Origin of the sequence: Cellulomonas humilata (assembly GCF_013359775.1) — a bacterium.
In the GTDB taxonomy this organism is placed as follows: domain Bacteria; phylum Actinomycetota; class Actinomycetes; order Actinomycetales; family Cellulomonadaceae; genus Cellulomonas; species Cellulomonas humilata.
Window position 1 is genome coordinate 46,582 of record NZ_JABMCI010000067.1, and the last position, 22,329, is coordinate 68,910.

Below are 22,329 nucleotides of genomic sequence, written 5' to 3' on the forward strand. Positions count from 1 at the left end.
GATGATCTCCGTCGAGCGTGCCCTTCAGCTCCACGAGGCCGGGCTGCGATGGCACCCCCTGCCGGGTGACCGGTTCGCGGTCCGGACGCTCGAGGACCAGGTGTTCACGATCTCGGACATGGTGGTGGAGCCGCACGAGTACCCGACCGGCACCGTCCTGGGCTTCAACGGGACCACGGAGTGGGCGCTCGACTCGGTCGCGCAGGAGGACGCCCTGTGGCTGCCCCGTGAGGACCAGCTGCGCGAGCTCCTGGGCGGCACGTTCCGCAGCCTCGCTCGGTCCACCGACGGGCAGTTCGGGGTGGTCATCGAGCACTCGGGCCGCCCGGAGCGCCTCTTCACCGCGGACACGGCGGCGGACGCCTACGCGCAGGCGCTGCTGGCGCTGGTGGCCGCCGCCGTCGACCGCGTGTAGTCCCGCCCACCCCTCGGTCCGGCCAGCGGCGGCCGTGAGGGTTTGCGAGGATGCGCGGCATGCCGACATCCCCGCACCACCCCCGTGCCCGCGCGTCGATCGCGGCGCTCAGCGTCGTGGCAGTCCTGGGGCTCACGGCCTGCACGTCACCTGAGCCCGACCCGGAGCCCGCGACGTCGGAGACGGCGACCGCCGACGCCAGTGCGTCGGCGACGCCAGAGGTGTCTGTCGAGCCGGTCGTCGCCACGTTGCCCGACGAGCGCGGAACGGTCGACGTCGCCGTCCGCTCGCTCGTCCTGGACGACAACGGCACGACCATGACCCTCCGCGTCGACTTCACGCCGCACCTGGTGAAGCCCGAGGACGGGATGACCCTGTCGATGATCAACAACTTCTTCTTCATCTTCCCGGAGCTGCTCGACCGTGAGCACCTCAAGCGCTACTCGGTGATCACCGGCGAGGGCCCCCAGGACTGGCTGACCAACGAGGACACCCGGACCGAGAACGACGAGACGCTCTCCTCCTGGTTCGTCTACGCGGCCCCCGAGGACGACGTCGAGGCGTTCACGCTGACCATGGACGGCTGGGCACTCGAGGTCCCGGGCGTCGAGGTGACCGCATGAGCGCGGTGCCGGTCCTCGTCGTGGTGGGCATGCTGCTGCCGTTCGCGTACGTCGACCGCGCCGACGCGCCCGAGCCGTCGGCCGAGAAGATCGAGCGCTCCGTCAGCACCTACTCCCTCGAGGGCAGTGTGGAGCGCGTCGAGCCCCCGAAGCCCACCTCCGCCGGCGTGACTCTGACCATCGGCTCCGACGTGCTCTTCGCGTATGCGAGCGCCGTCGTCGACGAGAGCGCGCAGGCTGCCGTCGCGGCGCAGCTGGACCAGATCCCCGCGGGTGCCCAGGTGACCGTCGAGGGCCACACCGACTCGCGGGGCGGGGACGCCGTGAACCTCCCGCTGTCCGCCGCCCGCGCGGAGGCCGTGGCGGCGGTGCTGCGTGCCCACCGTCCCGACCTGGTGCTGGCGGTCGTCGGCAAGGCGTCGAGCGAGCCGGCCGTGTCCGAGACGGACGAGCAGGCGATGGCGAGGAACCGTCGCGTCGAGCTCAGCTGGGCCGGCTAGGACCGTTCTGCTCGTTCCGGGGATAGCGCTGGACGGGGTCGTGGATCGGCACGAAGGTGCCCGCGTCGCCCGACACCGCCCACCCGGCAGCGTCTCCTCCGGGCGTCGCTCGGGGTGGGATCCGGATCGGCTGGGTGTCGCCGGGGCGGACGGGCGGCCAATCGGGCTGGCCGTCGGGCACCGCAGCCGGTCGGCGCACGGCGACGGACGGCGGCCGGAAGTGCGTCGCCTGGGCGGGCGTGAAGATGATCCCGCACAGCTCGCGGTAGGTGGCGTCGGGGTCGGCCACCCACGCGATGCGGCTCAGCGCCTGGTCCTGTCCGGCTGACTCCAGCGTGAACTCGCCGTAGCCGAGCACGCGACCGGCGATGGACCGCGAGTACCGCATGTCGGTGACCTTGACCAGCGGCATCATCGAGACCTTGTGCGTGATCAGCCCGTAGAGCATCAGCATGCGCTTGTCGGTGGCGACGAACCACTCGTTGCGCCAGTCGAGCACCCGCCAGCCGAGCCGGGTGAGCAGGGCGAACCACAGGAACCACAGCCAGGCCGACCGGTCGCCGACGACGGGGCCGGCCACGTCGACGAGCCACGCCACGAGCACGAAACCGGCGAGCGTGGTCACGCAGGGCTCCACGAGCTTGGCCCAGTGGGACCGGCGCGTCAGGACGACGCGCTCGCCGGGCAGCACGTACTTGCGCAGCGTCCGGTGCCCCGCAAGGGTCTGCTCGACGGTGGGCATGTCAGCTCACGTCACTCGGCCAGGTTGGCGAAGAACCGGCCGAAGCTGGAGAACGCGCTGACGATGATGTCCCACAGGGCGCGCACGAGGTCGGCGGCGCGGTCGGGGCTGGTGATGATGGCGTACACGAGGAAGATCGCGACGATCCAGAAGAGCGCAGTCTTGAGCTTCGGCGGCATAGGGGTCCTCGCAGGCACGGTGGGGGAGCACGGTCGGGGGCAGCGGCGGATCGCGACCCGCGGCGCAGGGGCCGGCCGACACCACCAGTCCCGGCAAAGCGTACTTACCGGGCGGTGCCGAGCGGGGAGCACACACCGGGAAAGTGAACGAGTGTCCGACTACCGGCCGTTCTGCTCGTACGCCGCGCGCAGCAACGGCAGGAGGCCCTCGACCTGGGAGACGTGCGTGACGCCGACCTTGTGGGTGGCGGACCCGGGCGCCTTCGCCGGCACGAGGTCGGGGTGGGACGGCGGGTCGACGAACCGCAGCCCGACGTACACCCGCGTGGCCGTGGTCGCGGCGACGGCGGCGAACTGGCGCGCGCGGACGAACGGGACGTAGGTCGACCGGCCCTCCCGGCGCACGTCCTCGCCGAGCCCCAGGAGTGCCGCCTCCAGCGCGTCGTACACGGGCCGCAGCCCAGCGGTGCGGCCGGCGTACTGGCGGTCGACGTAGCCGTCGACGTCCGGGCGCACCCAGCCGGCCCGCTCGGCGACCTCGAACGCGATCGTCCACCGGCTGTTCTGCGGGACGCCGTGCACGTCCTTGAGCCAGCGCCGCACCGCGTTCTGGTCCAGCGGGTCGACGCCGCTGGTGTCGTGCACCAACGTCGCCCACGCGTCGAGCGTCCGGCCGGTCCGGTCGGCCATGCTCGCGGTCACCGCTGCCCGCATGTCGTCGGGGCTCGTCGCCATGCTGCCCAGCGTAGGCAGCCGGTCCCCACCGTCTAGACTCCGACCCATGTCCACCCTCTCTCGCGACGAGGTCGCGCGCGTGGCGGGCCTGGCACGGATCGACCTCACACCGACGGAGCTCGACCGCCTCGCGGGCGAACTCGACGTCATCGTCGAGTCGGTCGCCCGCGTGAGCGAGATCGCCACGCCCGACGTGCCGGCCACCAGCCACCCCCTGCCGCTGACCAACGTGTTCCGCCCCGACGTGCCCGTGGAGCCGCTCGACCGCGCCCTCGTGCTCGCCGCCGCCCCGGAGCACATCGACGGCAAGTTCGCGGTCCCGCAGATCCTGGGGGAGGACGCATGAGCGGCGGGACCGAGCTGACTCGGCTGTCTGCCGCCGCGCTCGCGGACAAGCTCACGGCCAAGGAGGTGTCCAGTGTCGAGGTGACGCAGGCGCACCTCGACCGGATCGCCGACGTGGACCACGCGATCCACGCGTTCCTCCAGGTCAGCGGCGACGCCGCGCTCGCCGCCGCCGCGGACGTCGACGCCCGTCGCGCTGCCGGTGAGGAGCTGCACGCGCTCGCGGGCGTGCCGATCGCGGTCAAGGACGTCGTCGTCACCAAGGGCCTGGAGACGACCGCCGGCTCGAAGATCCTGAAGGGCTGGATCCCGCCGTACGACGCGACGCTCGTCGAGAGGCTCAAGGCCGCGGGCCTGCCGATCCTGGGCAAGACCAACATGGACGAGTTCGCCATGGGGTCGTCCACGGAGCACTCCGCCTACGGCAACACGCACAACCCGTGGGACCTCGACCGCATCCCCGGCGGCTCCGGTGGCGGGTCCGCCGCGGCGGTCGCCGCCTACGAGGCGCCCCTGGCGATCGGCACGGACACGGGCGGCTCGATCCGTCAGCCCGCGGCCGTCACCGGCACGGTCGGCGTCAAGCCCACGTACGGCGGGGTGTCCCGCTACGGGCTCATCGCGCTGGCGTCGTCGCTGGACCAGGCCGGTCCCGTCACGCGCACGGTGCTCGACTCCGCGCTGCTGCACGAGCTCATCGGCGGCCACGACCCGCGCGACTCGACGTCCATCGACGAGCCGCTGCCGGCGCTCGTCGCCGCGGCCCGTCAGGGTGCGAACGGCGACCTGTCGGGCGTGCGCGTCGGCGTCATCCGCGAGCTCCAGGGCGAGGGCTACCAGCCCGGCGTGCTCGCGCGGTTCGAGGAGTCGCTCGAGCTGCTGCGGGGGGCCGGCGCCGAGATCGTCGAGGTCTCCTGCCCGCACTTCACCTACGCGCTCGCGGCCTACTACCTGATCCTCCCCGCGGAGGCGTCGAGCAACCTGGCCAAGTTCGACGGCATGCGCTTCGGCCTGCGCGTCGTGCCCGAGGACAACCCGACGGCCGAGCGCGTCATGTCCGCCACCCGCGGGCAGGGCTTCGGCGACGAGGTCAAGCGCCGGATCATCCTGGGCACCTACGCCCTGTCGGCGGGCTACTACGACGCCTACTACGGCTCGGCGCAGAAGGTCCGCACGCTCATCCAGCGCGACTTCACCGCGGCGTTCGAGACGGCGGACGTGCTGGTGTCCCCGACGGCGCCGACCACGGCGTTCAAGCTGGGCGAGAAGCTGGACGACCCGCTGGCCATGTACCTGAACGACGTCGCGACCATCCCGGCCAACCTCGCGGGTGTGCCGGGCCTGTCGCTGCCGAGCGGGCTGTCCGACGACGGCCTGCCGGTCGGGTTCCAGGTGCTGGCCCCGGCCAAGGCCGACGACCGGCTGTACCGCGTGGGTGCCGCGCTCGAGGCGCTGCTGGAGAACGAGTGGGGCGGGCCGCTGCTGCTCAAGGCTCCTGAACTCGCAACAGAACTGGAGGCCGGAAAATGAGCACCCTGGTCGACTACGACGACGCCGTCGAGCGCTACGACACCGTCATCGGCATCGAGGTGCACGTCGAGCTGGGCACCAGGACCAAGATGTTCGACGGGGCACCGGCCGGGTTCGGCGAGGAGCCGAACACCTCGATCACGCCGGTCTCGCTCGGCCTCCCGGGATCGCTGCCCGTGGTCAACGGGCTCGCGGTCGAGTACGCGATCCGCATCGGCCTGGCGCTGAACTGCTCGATCGCGCAGACCTGCCGGTTCGCCCGGAAGAACTACTTCTACCCGGACGTGCCCAAGAACTTCCAGACCTCGCAGTACGACGAGCCCATCGCGTACGAGGGCTGGGTCGACGTCGAGCTCGACGACGGCAGCATCTTCCGCGTCGAGATCGAGCGCGCGCACATGGAGGAGGACGCCGGCAAGAACACGCACATCGGCGGCTCCGACGGACGCATCCACGGCGCCGAGTACTCGCTGGTGGACTACAACCGCGCGGGCATCCCGCTGGTCGAGATCGTCACCAAGCCGATCACCGGTGCCGGCGCCCGGGCGCCCGAGGTGGCACGTGCGTACGTGCAGACCCTGCGGGACCTGTTCCGTGCGCTGGAGGTCTCCGAGGCCCGCATGGAGCGCGGCAACGTGCGCGCGGACGTCAACGTCTCGATCCGCCCGACGCCCGGGTCGCCCCTGGGCACCCGCACCGAGACCAAGAACGTGAACTCGTTCCGGTCGGTGGAGCGGGCCGTGCGGTACGAGGTCAGCCGGCAGGCGGGCGTGCTCGACGACGGTGTGGCGATCATCCAGGAGACGCGCCACTGGCACGAGGACACCGGGACCACCGCGTCCGGCCGCGTGAAGTCGGACGCCGAGGACTACCGGTACTTCCCGGAGCCCGACCTCGTCCCGATCGCCCCGGACCGCGCGTGGATCGAGGAGATCCGCGCACGCCTGCCCGAGCTGCCGGCCGCGCGACGCAGGAGGCTGCAGGGGGAGTGGCAGTACGCCGACGCCGAGATGCGCGACGTGGTCAACGCCGGCGCCGTCGAGCTCATCGAGACCACGATCGCCGCGGGGGCCAGCCCGGCCGCCGCGCGCAAGTGGTGGATGGGCGAGCTGGCGCGCACTGCCAAGCAGCAGGAGGTCGAGCTGGCCGACCTGCCCGTGACGCCCACCCAGGTCGGGCAGCTCCAGAAGCTGGTCGACGACGGCCGGATCAACGACAAGCTGGCCCGCCAGGTGCTCGAGGGCGTGCTCGCGGGCGAGGGTGACCCGGAGACGGTGCTCGTCGCGCGCGGCCTGGAGGTCGTGTCCGACGACGGCCCGCTGCTCGAGGCCATCGACGCGGCGCTCGCCGCGCAGCCGGACATCGCGGAGAAGATCCGCTCGGGCAACCTCGGGCCGGTCGGCGCGATCATCGGTGCGGTCATGAAGGCGACGCGCGGGCAGGCCGACGCCGGCCGCGTCCGCGAGCTGCTGCTGGAGCGCATCGCGCAGTGACGGCACTGGTCAGCGCCCCGCTGCGGCGGGGCGCTGACCGTGCGGCGTGATCCGCCGGTAACGTCCCCGCCATACCCGGGCCGTAGCGTTCGCCGCTGGTGAGCAGGGACGAGGAGGCAGCGATGGAGAAGCCCACGCTCCAGGGCGAGATGATCGTGCTCCGACCGATCCGGGCGGATGACGCGGACGCGGTCTGGGAGTCGGTGAGCGACCCCGACGGGCGGCGACTGACCGGCACGACCGCGGTGTTCACCCGGCCCGAGATCGATGCCTGGTGCGAGGCGATCGCCTCCGCCGAGGGACGGATCGACCTGGCGGTCACCGTGAACGGGTCCGACGAGTACCTCGGCGAGATCGTGCTCAACGACATCGACGACGTCGTCGGGTCCGCCAACCTCCGGCTCGCGATGCGTCCGGGCTACCGCGGCCGCGGGTACGGCACCGAGGCGATCCAGCTGATGCTCGGGCTCGCGTTCGACGGCCTGGGCCTGCACCGGGTGGAGCTCGACGTGCTGAGCATCAACGCGCGCGCCAAGTCCCTGTACGAGAACCTCGGGTTCCGCATCGAGGGGCGTAAGCGGGACGCGTACCGCGACGGCGAGGGCTGGTGCGACGGGATCCTCATGGGGCTGCTCGAGGACGAGTTCCGGGCGAGCCAGATCCCTTAGCGGGGCAGGTACTTCTCGACGGAGGCCAGGTAGGCGTCCGGGTCGAAGTCGGGGAGCACCGACCACTGCAGGACATAGCCCTGCACGGCCGAGATCAGCAGAGGGACCTGCTCGGCGGCGAGGATGTCTGCCTCCTCGACCGCCACGCCGTACGTGCGCTGGTGCCAGACCGAGACGTAGGCGGTGAGCGCGCCGCGCAGCTGCAGGATGACGTCGAGGACGAGCGCGCGCAGCTCGGGCTCGGTGACGGCCTCGCCCCACAGCTGCAGGAGGACCGAGGGGTCTCCGACCTCGCGCCGCATGCCGGTGATGAGGGTGCGCGGCACGGTCGGCGGGGCAGCGAGCGGGTCCTGGTCCGCCAGGTTCCGCAGGTCGACGATCCTCGACCCGACGACTCTCGTGGCGACGTCGACGACGATGGCGGCCTTGCTCGGGTAGTGGCCGTAGATCGCGCCGGCGGACAGCCCGGACTCCGCGATGATCTCCGCCATCGACGTGGCCTGGAACCCCTTGCGACGGAACGCGCGAAGCGCGGCCTCGGCGATCTCGTCCCGCCGGGCGACGCGGTACTCCTCGGTGACCTTGGGCACGGTGCAGCATAAAAACGAATGATCGTTCTTGACAAGCGTGACACGGGAGGACGACGATTCTCTAGAAGAACGAACGTTCGCTTTAGACGAGAGGACCTGTCATGCACACGCAGCCGCACACCCCGTGGCGACGCCTGCTCGGCCTCGGCGCCGGCCTCGCTGCCGTCCTGACCGTGCTGGCGCTCGCCTTCCTGTGGCCGGCGGTCACGTCCGAGCCGCGGGACCTCCCGGTCGCCGTCGCCGGACCGCCCGCCGCCGTCGATCCGTTCGCCACGGCGCTCCAGGAGCGGGCGCCCGGCGCGTTCGACGTCGTGGCCGCGCAAGACCGAAGCGCCGCCGTCGACCTGATCGAGACGCGCGAGGCGTACGGCGCGGTCGTGCTCGGCGCGCAGCCGGAGATCCTCACCGCGTCGGGGGGCAGCCCGCTCGTCGCGCAGCAGCTCGCCGCCCTGGCGCCGGCCCTGCAGGCGCAGGTGGGGGCACCCGTCCGGGTGACCGACATCGCGCCCTTCGTCGAGGGCGACCCTCGCGGTGCCGTCCTCGGCGCGGTCACGTTCCCGCTGGTCATCGGCGGGATGATCGGCGGCATCGCGATCTCGCTCACCGTCGTCGGCGTGTGGCGCCGGATCACCGCGGTCGTCGGCTACTCGGTGCTCGGGGGGCTCGCGGTCGCGGGCGTCCTGCAGGGCTGGTTCGGTGCGCTGGCCGGCTCCTACGCTGTGAATGCGGGCATCGTCGCGCTCGCGATCCTGGCGGTCGCCGGGGTGATCGTCGGGTGCGTGTCGGTGGTCGGCCGCGCGGGGATCGCGATCGGGCCGGTGCTCTTCCTGCTCGTCGCCAACCCGATCGCGTCGGCGGCCCAGCCGTGGCAGATGCTGCCGACGCCGTGGGGTGCGATCGGCCAGTGGATGCCCCCGGGGGCCGCGGCAGCGCTGCTGCGCGACGAGTCGTACTTCCCGCACGCCGACACCACGCAGCTCTGGGTCGCGCTCGCATCGTGGGCGGTGCTCGGCCTGCTGCTCGCGACCGTGGGCCACTTCCGCGACGCGGGAGCGGCGACTGCCGCCGCGGTCGAGGAGGCCACCCCGGAGCTCGTGACCGTCTAGGCGTCGCGCCCGCGGTGGAAGTCGTCGAGGGCCACCTTGCGCTCCACCGCGTGGTCCACGATCGGGGCCGGGTAGTCCTCGGGTGCCTCGAGCCCCAGCCTCCACGGCTGGTGCACGGCGCGCCCGGGGATCCCGCGAAGCTCCGGCACCCACTCGCGCACGTAGGCGCCGTCGGGGTCGAACCGCTCGCCCTGCGTCACCGGGTTGAACACCCGGAAGTACGGCGCGGCGTCCCGGCCGGTGCCGGCCACCCACTGCCAGTTGAGCTGGTTCTGCGGCACGTCACCGTCCACGAGCCAGTCCATGAAGTGCTGGGCGCCCCGCTGCCAGCGCACGTGCAGGTCCTTGACCAGGAACGATGCCACCACCATGCGGACCCGGTTGTGCATCCAGCCGAGCGCGCGCAGCTGGCGCATGCCGGCGTCGACGAACGGGTAACCGGTCCGGCCCTCGGCCCACGCGGCGAACGACGCGTCACCGTCGTCCCACGAGTCCTCCGGGACCACGGCCCGCAGTGACCGACGCGCGGCACAGGGGTGGTGCCAGAGCACGTCGGCATGGAACTCGCGCCAGGCCAGCTCGGACCGGAACGTCGCCGTGTCGAACGGCGCCTGCGTCAGGTCCGCCAGGAGCGTCCGCGGGTGCAGCTCGCCGTACTTGAGCGGGATCGAGAGCATCGACGTGCCGTCCAGGTCGGGCCGGTTCCGCAGGGTGCCGTACTCGGCCAGACCGTCCTGCACGTAGGCCGCCCACCGGGCATGCGCGGCGCGCTCGCCCGCAGCGGGGAGGTCCACGTCCGTGCCCGGCTCGTCCGGGACGCCGTCGGACGGGACGTCGGCCCACGGCACCCGCTGCGGTCGTCGAGCAGGGACGGACCAGCCGTGGTCCAGCCACGCGCCGCGGAACGGGGTGAACACCTGGAACGGGGTGCCCGCCTGCGTGGTCAGCCGGCCGGGCGCAACCGCGTAGGGCGAGCCGGTACGGACCAGGGGGACGTCGAGGGCGCGTTCCACCGCCTCGTCGCGACGCCGGCCGTACGGCTCGGTCGCCGCCGTGACGTGCACGCTCGGCGCCCCGACCTCGCGCGCGACCGCGGGGAGCACCGACGAGGCGGCGCCGTGCCGGACGACCAGCCGGCCGTCGAGCGCCTCGTCCAGCGCGCGCAGGCTGCGCGCGAGGTAGGCCAGGCGCGGCGCCCCCGCGGCGCGCCACAGGGCGGGGTCGACGACGAACAGGGGCACGACCTCGTCGTCGGCGACTCGGGCCTCCTCGACGGCGGCGAGCAGCGCGGGGTTGTCCGCGAGCCGCAGGTCGCGGCGGAACCAGTGGAGCGAGGGCACCCGGCGACGGTAGCCGTGGGGCCGCCACCGCGCCGCCCGAGCGGCCGGGGTGGTGGACCGAGGGGCGCGAGGCCACGGGGGCGCGGGCGGTGCTGCAACGCTGAACGTCCGGTGGCAGGGTGGACGGATGGCTGACACCACGCTCCTGCGTCACTCCGACGTCACCGCCGCGGTCGACTCCCGGCACTGGCGTGTCCTCCTGCAGTCGCTGCGCGCCACCTTCGCGACGCCCGACTTCAGCACCGCCGCGGCCTTCGTCGCCCGGATCGCGGCAGCCGCGGACGCGGCGAACCACCACCCCGACGTGGTCCTGCGCTGGGGGCAGGTGACGGTGACCACCACGAGCCACGACGCCGGCGGGCTCACCCAGCGCGACATCGACCTCGCCGCCACCGTGAGCGCGCTGGCCGACGAGCTCGGGGTGACCGGCGACGTGCCGCGCAGCGAGATGCTGGAGATCGCCGTCGACGCGCTCGACATCGGCGCCGTGCGGCCGTTCTGGGCCGCCGTGATGGGCTACGACGTGACCGAGGCCGAGGACCTGGTGGACCCGGCGGGCATCGGACCGTCCATCTGGTTCCAGCAGATGGACTCGCCGCGGCCGCAGCGCAACCGGATCCACTTCGACGTCATCGTGGCGCACGACCAGGCGGAGGCACGCGTGGCTGCGGCGGTCGCGGCCGGCGGCCACCTGGTCAGCGACGAGCGGGCGCCGGCGTTCTGGGTCCTCGCCGACCGTGAGGGCAATGAGGTCTGCGTGTGCACCTGGCAGGCGCGCGGCAGGAGCTGAGCGCGGGCAGGCCGAAGGCCCCGGATCGGAGTGGAGGTTGATCCGGGGCCCTCGGCGGTCAGCAGGCGCGGGCCGTCAGCTCCGGCCTCGCGGCGAGGGCGACACGGTGGCCGCGGCCGTCGTGGCGCGCCCCTCGGGGTTGGTGAACACCGCGCGGTAGTCGGTGGGCTTGCTGCCCACCTTCACCGTGAGCGACGTCCGGTGGGCGCCCCCTACCCAGTGCCAGCCGCCGTGGCCGGTGCGCTGCTGCCAGCGCACGGTCGGCTCCGGGTACCCGGTGGCCGCCGCCGTGAGCGTCACCTTCGAGCCCGCCTTCGCGGTGACCGAGGTGGGCTGCACGGTGATGACCGGTGCCGCGCGGGTGATCCGCACCCGGGCGACCGCGGTGGTGGCCGAGCCCTCGCTGTTGGTGAACACCGCCCGGTACCGGCCACCGTCCGAGCGCGCGGTCAGGCTGACCGTGAGCGTCGTGGACGTTGCCCCGGGCACGTCCCTCCACTGCCACGGCAACCAGCCGCGCACCTGCCACTGGACCGTCGGCTCGGGGTACCCCGACGCGGCGGCGGTGAGCGTGACCTGCGACCCGAGGGCACCGGTGACGGACGCCGGCTGCTCGGTGACCACCGGTGCCGACGGCTCCGGCGTCACGGGAGCGACCAGCTGGGCGACGCCCCACCGCGAGGTGTTCTGGTACGAGCGCCCGGTCGGGTCGGACCAGGTCCGCACCGACCCGCGCACCCCGGCGGTGCCGTCGTTGACCTGGAAGTCCAGGCCCGCCAGGTCACCGGCGGTGACCGCGCGCCCCAGCGAGAGCGACGCCTCGACCACGTACCCGCCGTCGACCACGGCGGTCGCGCTGGTCAGGCGGTCACCGATCACCGCGAGGTCGCCGGAGATCGACACCGCGTTGAGGTAGTTGATCCGGTACTGCCCGTCGGCCGGGTTGTACGGACCGGACTTGGCGTTGACCGGGTCGAGGAAGATCTCGACCGAGTCCTGCTCCCACGCGTTGGAGCTCGTCGCGTCGAGCGACGGGTCCGTGACCTGCGCCAGCACGTCGATGCGGTCGTCGTGCCAGAGCACGCGCACGTCCGCGGTCGCGCCGGGCGTGCCCTCGACCTGCACGTCGGTCCGCAGCACGGGGGCGTCGGCCCACGCGTCGTCGACCGCACCGTCGATGTCCGGCGCCGCAGAGGTCTGGGGGACCGCCACGTAGCCGACCGGCTCCACCAGGGTGACGACGCCGAGCGGGCCGCCGGTCTCCTGGTGGTGGGCCAGGTCGTTCCAGGACACCAGCCCGCCGCTGCCGTCGGCGACGCGGACGTCGAACGGCACGGTCGTCCCGACGGCACCGGGTGCGGCGAGCGGCAGCTGCGCCACCGCGGTCCACCCGTCCGCTGTCGCGGTACCCGCCGCGCGGGTGACCACCACGGGGTCTCCCGAGCCGAAGAGCGTCACGGTGTCGGCCGCGCCGTCGTCCGTCGCGTCCACGACGTGCACGTACGCGGTGAGCTGGTCGCCGGACCAGCGCAGCTGGAACCCGGTCCCGCCGGAGATGGTCTGCAGCGGCAGCAGGCTCCACTGCAGGTCGTCCGGGGCGTCGGCCTGCGGGGCGTTCGCCTGCCGGGTGAGGGTCGGCAGCTGTGTCGGGTCGACGATGCCCCAGTAGGCCGGCTTGGCCTGCAGGTCGTCGTCGAACGGCAACGGTGCGCCGTCCCGCCAGCTCCGGCTGTCGTACGGACCCCAGATGGTGACGGCGAACAGGTCCGGGAACTCGCGCAGCATCGAGAAGACGCTGGCGTAGTAGTAACCCTGCTCGACCAGCTTCTCGGCGGTGACCGTGCCGTCGATCTGCACGTCCAGCTCGCTCACGTCCTGCAGCAGGCCCAGGGGGGCGAACGTCTGGAGCGTGGTGCGCAGCTGGTCGACCGACTGCGACAGGCTGATGTGGAACTGGTGCCCGACGCCGTCGACCGGCACGCCGTCGGCCAGCAGGCCCTCGACCAGGTCGAACATCGCCTGGCGCTTGGCGGGCAGCTCCGTGTTGTAGTCGTTGATGAACAGCTGGACGGGCCCGTCCGGGTCGCCGCCGTTGAACGCCTGGGAGGCGATCTCGAACGCGTCCGTGATGTAGCTCGCCCCGAGCGTGGCGAACCACGCGCTGCGGCGCAGGCCGTCGGCCTCGCTCTCGGCGATGACCTCGTTGACCACGTCGACGCTGACGATCGGGTTGCCGGCGGTGCCGAACTCCCCGTACGTGGTGCGGTAGTGGTCCGCCACGGTCTCGATGTGCGTCCGCATCCGCCCCAGCAGGAGGGCCTGGTCGTCGGCGCTGTCCGCGAGCGGCGTGCCGTCGGCGTGCTGGAAGAACCAGTCCGGCGTCTGGCTGTGCCACACGAGCGTGTGGGCGTGCACGCGCTGGCCGTTCGCGATCGCGAAGTCGATGATCTCGTCGGCGGCCTCGAACGTGAACGTGCCCTCCGTCGGCTGGATCGCCTCGGGCTTCATCGCGTTCTCGTGGGTGATCTGGTCGTAGTGCTTAGTGACCAGCTCTGCGCCCGTGCCCACGGTCTCGCGGGCGTCGATGGCGACGCCGACGGGCCACGGCAGCACGTCCTGCAGCGACGGGATGTCCTGCTGGACCGGGGGAGCGGTGGACCCGGTCACCACGATGTCGTCCACGAGGAACGACGGCGTGCCGGAGGCGGTCTCGACGTAGAGCAGTGCGCTCTCGGCCGCGGCCATCGTGTACGACGCCTGGACCTGCACCCACGCGTCCGCGGTCACCCCGGTCGCCGTGGCGACGGTGTCGTAGGACGACGAGCCGGCGTTGTCGCGCTGGACGCTGACGCGCACGTCGGCGGGAGCCGTCTCGCCCGCGGCGAGCTTGACCCACGCCGAGATCTGGTAGGTCCGGCCGGCCTGGAAGATGCCGGTCACCGGTGCGCCGAGGCCGTGCCAGGTGTCGGTGCGGCCGGACACGGAGGCCGCCTGCACGCCTCCGTGCGCCTCCGCCGTGGTGGTTGCGACGACCGGTGCGGTGCCGTTGCCGCGCGCGGTCCAGACGCCGAGACCGTCCTCGAACCCGGTCGACAGGGACGTGGTGGGGACGCCGGGGTCGTCGGAACCGCCCACGGGGAGCGTGAACTGCCAACCGGCGGCGAGCCGCTCGGAGACGACCGTGCGCACCGCGGCGAGGGTGCCGGAGCGGTCACCGCCGCCGTCGTGCGCGAGCACCACCTGTCCGGGCTTCATCGCCGCGCGCAGGTTGGTGGTCAGCGTCGGGACGTCCTGCGTCTCCCAGTCGCTGATCGTGTTGATCACCGCGAGCGGCTGCATGCCGAGCGACACGGCGACCGCCGGGGACTGACCCCAGCTGCCGTTGGGCGCCCGGAAGTACGGCACCTTGGCGTTCGGGTCGCCGAGCGCGTCCCGGATGATGCCCAGGTTCTCGACGAGGTCCGCCTGCACCTGCTCCGGCGTCCAGCTGCCCATGTCCGCGTAGCTGGTGGTGTGGTTGCACAGGGTGTGGCCCTCGCTCACGATGCGCTGGAGCACCGCGGCGCCGCCAGGGGCGGTGATGTTCTGGCCGATCACGCAGAACGTCGCGTGGAGGCCCTGCTCGCCGAGGTAGTCCAGCAGCGCCTCGGTGGTCGCGCCGTTGGGTCCGTCGTCGAACGTCAGCGCGGCGACGTCGCCGGTGCCCCGCGCGGCGGTCACGGGCGTAGCGGTCGGGTTCACGGCCCCGCCGGGCACGACGCCGGGCACGGGGTCGGTGCCGCCCGCGGCGGTGATCAGCACGTCGTCGACCAGGAAGCTCGGGTGCGCCGAGCCGATCACGCCGGCCTCGAGGTACAGGGTCGCGGCCGTCACGGCGGCGTCCTTGGTGTACGTGCCGCCCACCTGCACCCAGGCGTCCGCGGTCACGTCGACGGGGGAGCCCACCCAGGCGTACTGGTTGTCGGCCGGCGTCTGCTCCACGGTGAAGTGCACGGGCGCAGTGCCGACGGTGCCGGGGGCGAGCTTCACCCAGGCGGACACCGTGTAGGTGGTGCCGGCGTCGAACAGGGTCGCGACGTTCGTCGCGGGTCCGTTCCAGTCGCCGGTGCGCCCGGTGACCAGCAGGCTCCCGGTGCCGGCGTGCGCGTCGTCCGCGGTCACCGCCAGCGTGACCGGCCCCCGCGGACCCCAGGGGGCCGGGTCGGGCGACTCGAAGTCGTTCTGCAGGACCACCGTCGGCTCGGTCTCGGCGGCCAGCGCGGGCGGGGTCGTCGTCAGACCCAGTGCCACAGATGCTGCCACCGCGGTGAGGACTCGTGCACGTCTCATCAGCGCTCCTTTGCGCGATCGTCTCCACTCCGGGCGGGAGATTACGCACGAATGGGACGGGGCGCCAGGGATCTCGACAACGTTATTGATAACGTTATCGAATCGTGAAGTCGCTCCCGCAGGATCGTGCGGGTGTGCTCAGCGGCGCGGCGGCGCGCAGGACGCGCGGACCACGAGCTCGGTCGGCAGCCGCAGGTGCGTGGACCGGTCCTTGCCGTCGATCAGGTCCACCAGCAGGCGCAGCGCCTCGGCGCCCATCTCCTGGAGCGGCTGGTTGATCGTGGTCAGCGGGGGAGAGGCCAGCGCCGACTCCGGGACGTTGTCGAACCCGATCACGGACAGGTCGGCGGGCACCGACCGGCCGAGCTCGACGGCGACGGCCATCACCTGGATGGCCGAGAGGTCGTTGGCGGCGAACACGGCGGTGGGCGGGTCGTCGCGGTCCAGGAGCACCCGTGCGGGCGCGTCGGCCGTCTCGCGCCGGTACCCGCCGACGCCGACCAGCGACTCGTCGACCGGCAGCCCGGCCACCTCCATCGCGTGGCGGAACCCGGCCTCGCGCAGCCGGGCGGACTCGAGGTCCAGCCGCCCGCCGAGGAACCCGATCCGGCGGTGGCCCAGGCCGATGAGGTGCTCGGTGGCCAGCACGGCGCCGGCGTAGTTGTCGGAGTCGACGGTCGGCAGGCCGGTGGGTCCGGTGTGCGGGTCGACCGCCACGACGGGCACCCCGGTGTTGGCCTCGACCACCGTGGGGGTGACGATGATGGCGCCGTCGATCAACGTGCCCGACAACCGCGAGAGGTACCGGCGCTCCCAGCCGACCGAGCCGCCGCCGCCGCCGGAGTACGCGAGGAGCTCGTAGCCCGTGGCCCCGACCGCCGCCGACGCACCCTTGAGCAGCTCGGTGCTGAACGGCTCGAACTCCGCGACGAGGATGCCGAGGACGTTGGTCTTGTGGCTGCGCAGCGACCGCGCACCGAGGCTGGCCTCGTACCCGAGCTGGTCGATGACCTCGCGCACGCGGGTCAGGGTGCTCTGCGCGACGCCGTACCGCCCGTTGACGACCTTGGACACCGTGGCGACCGAGACGCCGGCCGTGCGGGCGACGTCTTCCATCTTCACGCGAGGTGTCGAGTCCACGTGGGGGAGCATAGAGCATGGTTTCGATAACGTTATCGAGACGAGATAATCCGTGTCGATAACGTTATCGACAACGATTGACATCCACAGACCCGAGTGCCAACCTTGGCGCCGTCCAGCCCTGTCAGTGACGACGAGGAGATTCAACGATGATGAGGACAACAGTCCTTCGCACCCTTGCCCTGGGTGCTGGTGTCGCCCTGCTGGCATCTGCCTGCAGCTCGGGCGGCGCGGGAGACGACACGACCGACGGCGCTTCCGGCGACGCGACGACCATCACCTGGTGGCACAACTCGAACACCGGTGACGGCAAGGACTACTACGACAAGGTGGCAGCCGACTTCGAGGCCGCAAACCCGGGCGTGACCGTCGAGGTCAGCGCGATGCAGCACGAGGACATGCTCACCAAGCTCGACGCCGCGTTCCAGAGCGGCGACGCCCCCGACGTCTACATGGAGCGTGGTGGCGGCGAGCTGGCCGACCACGTCGAGGCCGGCCTGACCAAGGACATCTCCGAGGCGGCCGCCGACACGATCGAGAAGATCGGCGGCTCCATCGCCGGCTGGCAGGTGGACGACAAGACCTACGGCCTCCCGTTCTCGGTCGGCGTCGTCGGATTCTGGTACAACAAGGCGCTCTTCGAGCAGGCCGGCATCACCGAGCCGCCCGCCACCTGGGACGACTTCAACGCGGACGTCGACAAGCTCAAGGCCGCGGGCATCGAGCCCGTCTCCGTGGGTGCCGGTGACAAGTGGCCGGCCGCGCACTACTGGTACTACTTCGCGCTGCGCGAGTGCTCGCAGGACGTCCTGACGGACGCCGTGCAGACCCTCGACTTCTCCGACCCGTGCTTCGTCAAGGCGGGCGAGGACCTCGAGGCGCTCATCGGCACCGAGCCGTTCAACGCGGGCTTCCTGTCCACCCCGGCCCAGACGGGCGCGACCAGCGCCTCGGGTCTCCTGGCCACCGGCAAGGTCGCCATGGAGATGCAGGGCCACTGGGAGCCGGGCGTCATGCAGGGACTCACGGAGGACGGCAACGGCCTCGGCGAGAACACCGGCTGGTTCCCGTTCCCGGCCGTCGACGGCGGCGAGGGCGACCCGGAGGCCGCACTCGGTGGCGGTGACGCGTGGGCCGTGTCGCAGGAGGCGCCCGACGCCGCGGTGGACTTCGCGGTCTACCTGCTGTCGGACGAGGTCCAGAAGGGCTTCGCGGAGCTCGACATGGGTCTGCCGACCAACTCGACGGCCTCGCAGTACGTGTCGGACCCGGCCCTGGCCGAGCTCCTCAAGATCCGTGACGCGGCGCCGTACGTGCAGCTCTACTTCGACACGGCGTTCGGTGCGTCCGTCGGTGGCGCCATGAACGACGAGATCGCCCTGGCCTTCGCTGGCCAGGCCACCCCGCAGGACATCGTCGACGCCACGCAGGCGGCGGCTGACGCGGAGAAGTGACCGACGTGGCAGACGAAGCGACCGCCCGCGTGGGCGTCACCGCCTCGCCTGCGACGTCCACCCCAGAGGTCTCGGTCGCCGGTCGCGCTTCGGCGCGGCCGGCGGCCCCGGCCCCGGGCGGACGCCGTGGGACGGGATCGGCTCTCCGCAAGCGCCTGGAGATCGCCTTCTTCGTGGCACCCGCCCTCCTGCTGTTCCTGTTCTTCGTGGTGGTGCCGATCGTCCGGGCCATCCAGCTCTCGGCCTACCGGTGGAAGGGCTACGGCCCGCTGGTCGACTTCGTGGGCCTGAAGAACTACGTCAGCGTGCTCCAGAACGACGTCTTCATCGGTGCGCTCCAGCACAACCTGATCATCGTGGTGGCCTCGATCGCCATCCAGCTCCCGCTCGGCCTGGGCATCGCCCTGCTGCTCAACCGCAAGATGTGGGGCCAGGGCATCCTGCGCACGATCATCTTCGTCCCGTACGTGCTGGCCGAGGTCATCGCCGGCGTCGTGTGGTTCCAGCTGCTCCAGCCGAAGTACGGCGTGGTCGACACCCTGTTCGACGCGGTGGGCATCAGCGGTCCGGAGCAAGGCTTCCTCGGCACCCCCGAGTACGCGCTGTGGACCGTCATCGTCGTCCTGACCTGGAAGTACCTCGGTCTGGCGGTGATCCTGTTCCTCGCCGGCCTCCAGAGCGTGCCCGAGGAGCTGTACGAGGCCTCGCAGATCGACGGTGCCAGCTGGTGGCAGACCCAGCGGAAGATCACCATCCCGCTGCTCGGCCCCACCATCCGCACCTGGGCGTTCCTGTCGATGATCGGCTCGCTCCAGCTGTTCGACATGGTCTGGATCCTCACCGGCGGAGGCCCCGCCAACGCGACCACCACCATGGCGACCTTCCTCATCAACGAGGGCACCAAGCGGCAGAACTACGGGATCGCCTCGGCGGCCTCCGTGATCCTGTTCGTCGTCGCCCTCGTCCTGGCCCTGCTGTACCAGCGCTTCATCCTTCGCCGGGACATCCAGGACCCCGCACTCCAGAAGAAGGCGAAGGCATGAGCGCTGGAACCCTGACCGCGACGTCGCCGACCACCGAGGGGTCGCGACGCAAGAGCGGCAAGTACACGGGCGGCAACCCGCTCGTCTACGCCCTCGCCCTCGTCGTCGTCGCCCTGACCCTCGGGCCCGTGATGTACGGGGTGCTCGGCGGCTTCCGGACCAACGCGCAGCTGGCCGCGACCCCCGCCGGCCTGCCGGACCCGTGGGTGCTGACCAACTACACCGGGGTGCTCACCAACCCGAGCTTCTGGAAGTACGCGCTCAACTCCACGGCGATCGCGCTGCTCACCACGGCGCTCGTGGTGGTGTTCGGGATCATGGCCGCGTACCCGCTGGCCCGGTACAAGTTCAAGGGCCGCGAGCAGCTGTTCCTGGTCTTCGTGCTCGGCCTGCTGTTCCCGGCCACCGTCGCGATCATCCCGCTGTTCATCCTCATCACCGACCTGGGCATGGGGAACACCTGGTGGGGCGTCGCGCTCCCGCAGGCCGCGTTCGCGCTCCCGGTGACCGTGGTGATCCTGCGGCCGTTCCTCCAGGCGCTGCCCGACGAGCTGGAGGAGGCGGCCCTGCTCGACGGCGCGTCCCGCATCGGCTTCTTCTGGCGGATCCTGCTGCCGCTGTCGGGTCCCGGGATGGTCACGGTCGGCGTGCTCGCGTTCGTCGGCTCGTGGAACGCCTACCTGCTCCCGCTGCTCCTGCTCCAGAGCGACATGAAGACCCTGCCGCTCGGCGTCGCGGACTTCTCGTCCGAGCACGCGTCCGACACGGCGGGCGTGTTCGCGTTCACCACCCTGGCCATGATCCCCGCGCTGGTGTTCTTCCTCGCCATGCAGAAGCGGATCGTCAACGGCCTCCAGGGCGCGGTCAAGGGCTGATCCGTGACCACCCGGCAAGCACAGCACGTCACCACCGAAGGAGACAGATCCGTGACGGATCTCCAGACCCTGGCCGTTACCGCGCCGGTCGACCGCGCGAGCGAGCTGCTCGCCCGGATGACCCTCGAGGAGAAGCTGGCGCAGATCGTCGGGTTCTGGGAGAAGGGCGACGGCGAGGTCGTCGCGCCGCTCCAGGGCGAGTTCACGCGCGAGCAGACCCTCGACGAGGCCACGCGGCACGGGCTCGGGCACATCACCCGCGCCTACGGCACGCGCCCCGTCGACGCGGTTGAGCGGGCACGGTGGCTGTGGAACCTGCAGCGGCGCCTCGTGCGTGAGACGCGGCTCGGCATCCCGGCACTCGTCCACGAGGAGTGCCTCACCGGGCTGTCGGCGTGGCGCGCTGCGACGTTCCCGACACCGCTGGCCTGGGGGGCGTCGTTCGACCCCGACCTGGTCGCCGAGATGGGTGCCGCCATCGGGGGGTCGATGCGGACCCTCGGCGTCCACCAGGGCCTGGCACCCGTGCTCGACGTCATCCGGGACCCGCGGTGGGGTCGGGTGGACGAGTGCATCGCGGAGGACCCGTACGTCGTCGGCACGATCGGGACGTCGTACGTCCGCGGCCTGCAGTCGACCGGGGTGCACGCGACGCTCAAGCACTTCGTCGGGTACTCCGGGTCCCAGTCGGGCCGCAACTTCGGGCCGGTGCACGCGGGACCGCGCGAGGTGGCCGACGTGCTGCTCGTGCCGTTCGAGATGGCCGTGCTCGACGGCGGCGCACGCTCGGTCATGTCCTCCTACACCGAGATCGACGGGGTCCCGGTCGCGGCGGACCCGACGCTGCTCACCGGGGTGCTGCGCGAGCGGTGGGGCTTCGACGGCACCGTCGTCGCGGACTACTTCGGGGTGGCGTTCCTGCACCTCCTGCACGCGGTCGCGGGTGACCTCGGCGAGGCGGCCGGGCTCGCGCTCGCGGCCGGCGTCGACATCGAGCTGCCGACCGGGGACGCGTACCTGACCCCGCTCGCAGAGGCCGTCCGTGCGGGCCGGGTCGACGAGGCCCTGGTCGACCGGGCGGTCCTGCGCGCGCTGCGCCAGAAGGACGAGCTGGGTCTGCTCGACGCCACGTTCGACGACGAGCCGCCGACCAGCGTCGACCTCGACGGCCCGGAGCACCGCCGGATCGCCGCCCGCCTGGCGGAGGAGTCCGTCGTCCTGCTCTCCAACGACGGGACCCTGCCGCTGGCCGGGTCCGCCCGCGTGGCGGTGATCGGACCCAACGCGGACCGCGCCGAAGCGCTGTTCGGCTGCTACTCCTTCCTCAACCACGTGCTCGCGCACCACCCCGAGGTGGAGGTCGGGTTTGAGAGCCCGACGGTCCGCGAGGCGCTGGCCGCCGAGCTGCCGGCCGTCGAGCTCGCCTACGAGCGCGGCTGCGCGGTGGACGACGACGACCGGTCGGGGTTCGACGCGGCGGTGCAGGCGGCGACGTCGGCCGAGGTGGCCGTGCTCGTCGTCGGCGACCATGCCGGGCTGTTCGGCCGAGGCACCGTGGGGGAGGGCTGCGACCGCGACGACCTGGAGCTGCCGGGCGTCCAGCGGCAGCTGGTCGAGGCGGTGCTGGCCACGGGCACGCCGGTCGTCCTGGTCCTGCTCACCGGTCGCCCGTACGCGATCGACTGGGCGCTGGAGCGCTGCGCCGCGGTGGTGCAGGCCTTCTTCCCGGGCGAGGAGGGCGGCACGGCCCTGGCCGGCGTGCTCTCCGGCCGGGTCAACCCGTCGGGGCACCTGCCCGTGAGCATGCCGCGGTCGGCGGGCGCGCAGCCGTTCAGCTACCTGCACCCGCCGCTGGGCGGGAATGGCGACGTCACCAACCTGGCCAGCACCCCGGCGCTCCCGTTCGGGCACGGGCTGTCGTACACGACCTTCGTGCACAGCGAGCTCGCCGTGCACGCGCAGGTGCCCACGGACGGCCGCATCGACGCGAGCGTCCGCGTCACCAACACCGGCGACCGTGCCGGCGACGACGTGGTGCAGCTGTACGCCCGCGACCTCGTCGGCTCGGTGACCCGCCCGGTGGCGCAGCTCGTGGGCTACCGACGCGTCCGTCTCGAGCCGGGCGAGTCCGCGGTCGTCACGTTCTCCGTGCCGACCACCCGGCTGGCGTTCTCCGACCGGGACCTGGTGCGCGTGGTCGAGCCCGGCGACGTGGACCTGTGGGTGGGACCGTCGTGCGCCGAGCGCGAGACCGAGGGGCGCCTGACGCTCACCGGTCCGGTCCACCCCGTCGGCGTCGACGCCGCGCGGTGGACCACGGTGTCGGTCGCCGGCTGACCCGACGCGAGCCGTCGCCCGTGGCACTCCACGGGCGACGGCTTCGCTGCGTCCGGGTGGATGACAAGTGAACTTGACATCCCGATGCGCGCACC

At 72.1% G+C, this 22,329-nt stretch carries 20 protein-coding genes; 13 read left to right on the top strand and 7 right to left on the bottom strand.

All coding sequences use genetic code 11. The features are described from left to right. Window position 1 precedes the first annotated feature (1 nt). From HP550_RS13845 to HP550_RS13855, 3 genes are read left to right on the top strand one after another with little or no spacing between them, the layout of a single operon-like run. Window positions 2-415, top strand: coding sequence for a pilus assembly protein CpaE (locus HP550_RS13845; RefSeq protein WP_175348267.1), 414 nt, complete (start codon window positions 2-4; stop codon window positions 413-415). 59 nt (window positions 416-474) lie between these two features. Beyond that, a complete protein-coding gene (locus HP550_RS13850) occupies window positions 475-1,038 on the top strand; it encodes a hypothetical protein (protein ID WP_175348268.1) in 564 nt (187 codons plus the stop codon). Then, window positions 1,035-1,538: an OmpA family protein gene (locus HP550_RS13855; RefSeq protein WP_175348269.1), complete on the top strand. Its 504-nt coding sequence runs from the start codon at window positions 1,035-1,037 to the stop codon at window positions 1,536-1,538. Before HP550_RS13850 ends, HP550_RS13855 begins: the two co-directional genes overlap by 4 nt. On the opposite strand, the gene HP550_RS13860 is transcribed toward HP550_RS13855, so the two are convergent. The 3 genes from HP550_RS13860 to HP550_RS13870 all read right to left on the bottom strand — a co-directional run bounded on the left by HP550_RS13860 (window position 1,522) and on the right by HP550_RS13870 (window position 3,194). Then, entirely contained in the window at window positions 1,522-2,280 is a 759-nt protein-coding gene (locus tag HP550_RS13860; protein ID WP_175348270.1) for a PH domain-containing protein, read from the bottom strand. The genes HP550_RS13855 and HP550_RS13860 overlap by 17 nt on opposite strands. An 11-nt stretch (window positions 2,281-2,291) precedes the next feature. Further along, window positions 2,292-2,459 carry a hypothetical protein gene (locus tag HP550_RS13865; RefSeq protein WP_175348271.1) on the bottom strand — a complete coding sequence of 56 codons (168 nt, stop codon included), beginning with the start codon at window positions 2,457-2,459 and terminating at the stop codon, window positions 2,292-2,294. 159 nt (window positions 2,460-2,618) lie between these two features. Continuing rightward, complete coding sequence (locus HP550_RS13870) at window positions 2,619-3,194, bottom strand: DUF5655 domain-containing protein (protein ID WP_175348272.1); 576 nt, start codon at window positions 3,192-3,194, stop codon at window positions 2,619-2,621. Between the two features lie 46 nt (window positions 3,195-3,240). Here HP550_RS13870 and gatC point away from each other — a divergent pair, with 46 nt between their 5' ends. From gatC to HP550_RS13890, 4 genes are all read left to right on the top strand, one after another. Beyond that, window positions 3,241-3,540: an Asp-tRNA(Asn)/Glu-tRNA(Gln) amidotransferase subunit GatC gene (gene gatC / locus HP550_RS13875; protein WP_175348273.1), complete on the top strand. Its 300-nt coding sequence runs from the start codon at window positions 3,241-3,243 to the stop codon at window positions 3,538-3,540. Next, window positions 3,537-5,069, top strand: a complete 1,533-nt coding sequence (gatA, locus tag HP550_RS13880) for an Asp-tRNA(Asn)/Glu-tRNA(Gln) amidotransferase subunit GatA (RefSeq protein ID WP_175348274.1) — start codon at window positions 3,537-3,539, stop codon at window positions 5,067-5,069. The genes gatC and gatA overlap by 4 nt, the downstream gene beginning before the upstream one ends. Then, complete coding sequence (gene gatB, locus HP550_RS13885) at window positions 5,066-6,562, top strand: Asp-tRNA(Asn)/Glu-tRNA(Gln) amidotransferase subunit GatB (RefSeq protein WP_175348275.1); 1,497 nt, start codon at window positions 5,066-5,068, stop codon at window positions 6,560-6,562. Before gatA ends, gatB begins: the two co-directional genes overlap by 4 nt. Window positions 6,563-6,684: 122 nt before the next feature. Continuing rightward, the gene (locus HP550_RS13890; protein ID WP_175348276.1) at window positions 6,685-7,230 is read left to right on the top strand and encodes a GNAT family N-acetyltransferase; all 546 of its coding nucleotides are present in this window, start codon (window positions 6,685-6,687) and stop codon (window positions 7,228-7,230) included. Here the strand turns inward: HP550_RS13890 and HP550_RS13895 are convergent. Next, window positions 7,227-7,820 carry a TetR family transcriptional regulator gene (locus HP550_RS13895; protein ID WP_175348277.1) on the bottom strand — a complete coding sequence of 198 codons (594 nt, stop codon included), beginning with the start codon at window positions 7,818-7,820 and terminating at the stop codon, window positions 7,227-7,229. The two genes, HP550_RS13890 and HP550_RS13895, sit on opposite strands and share 4 nt — an antisense overlap. Before the next feature lie 101 nt (window positions 7,821-7,921). Between HP550_RS13895 and HP550_RS13900 the strand changes: the two genes are divergently transcribed. After that, window positions 7,922-8,926, top strand: coding sequence for a hypothetical protein (locus HP550_RS13900; protein ID WP_175348278.1), 1,005 nt, complete (start codon window positions 7,922-7,924; stop codon window positions 8,924-8,926). On the opposite strand, the gene HP550_RS13905 is transcribed toward HP550_RS13900, so the two are convergent. Beyond that, complete coding sequence (locus tag HP550_RS13905; RefSeq protein ID WP_175348279.1) at window positions 8,923-10,266, bottom strand: FAD-binding domain-containing protein; 1,344 nt, start codon at window positions 10,264-10,266, stop codon at window positions 8,923-8,925. The two genes, HP550_RS13900 and HP550_RS13905, sit on opposite strands and share 4 nt — an antisense overlap. Before the next feature lie 127 nt (window positions 10,267-10,393). Here HP550_RS13905 and HP550_RS13910 point away from each other — a divergent pair, with 127 nt between their 5' ends. Continuing rightward, entirely contained in the window at window positions 10,394-11,056 is a 663-nt protein-coding gene (locus tag HP550_RS13910) for a 4a-hydroxytetrahydrobiopterin dehydratase (protein ID WP_175348280.1), read from the top strand. Window positions 11,057-11,131: 75 nt separating this feature from the next. On the opposite strand, the gene HP550_RS13915 is transcribed toward HP550_RS13910, so the two are convergent. Both HP550_RS13915 and HP550_RS13920 read right to left on the bottom strand, forming a co-directional pair. Beyond that, window positions 11,132-15,385 (bottom strand): endo-1,4-beta-xylanase, encoded by a 4,254-nt coding sequence (locus HP550_RS13915; RefSeq protein ID WP_175348281.1) that lies wholly within the window; start codon window positions 15,383-15,385, stop codon window positions 11,132-11,134. Between the two features lie 138 nt (window positions 15,386-15,523). Next, window positions 15,524-16,501: a LacI family DNA-binding transcriptional regulator gene (locus tag HP550_RS13920; RefSeq protein ID WP_175348463.1), complete on the bottom strand. Its 978-nt coding sequence runs from the start codon at window positions 16,499-16,501 to the stop codon at window positions 15,524-15,526. A gap of 173 nt (window positions 16,502-16,674) precedes the next feature. Between HP550_RS13920 and HP550_RS13925 the strand changes: the two genes are divergently transcribed. Genes HP550_RS13925 through HP550_RS13940 form a run of 4 tightly spaced genes read left to right on the top strand, consistent with a single transcriptional unit; the run spans window position 16,675 to window position 22,234 of the window. After that, window positions 16,675-17,979: an ABC transporter substrate-binding protein gene (locus HP550_RS13925; RefSeq protein ID WP_175348282.1), complete on the top strand. Its 1,305-nt coding sequence runs from the start codon at window positions 16,675-16,677 to the stop codon at window positions 17,977-17,979. Between the two features lie 5 nt (window positions 17,980-17,984). Next, window positions 17,985-19,022 carry a carbohydrate ABC transporter permease gene (locus HP550_RS13930; protein WP_343048179.1) on the top strand — a complete coding sequence of 346 codons (1,038 nt, stop codon included), beginning with the start codon at window positions 17,985-17,987 and terminating at the stop codon, window positions 19,020-19,022. Continuing rightward, window positions 19,019-19,897 (top strand): carbohydrate ABC transporter permease, encoded by an 879-nt coding sequence (locus HP550_RS13935; RefSeq protein ID WP_175348284.1) that lies wholly within the window; start codon window positions 19,019-19,021, stop codon window positions 19,895-19,897. Before HP550_RS13930 ends, HP550_RS13935 begins: the two co-directional genes overlap by 4 nt. A 51-nt stretch (window positions 19,898-19,948) precedes the next feature. Next, the gene (locus HP550_RS13940; protein ID WP_484482103.1) at window positions 19,949-22,234 is read left to right on the top strand and encodes a beta-xylosidase/alpha-l-arabinosidase; all 2,286 of its coding nucleotides are present in this window, start codon (window positions 19,949-19,951) and stop codon (window positions 22,232-22,234) included. Window positions 22,235-22,329 lie beyond the last annotated feature (95 nt).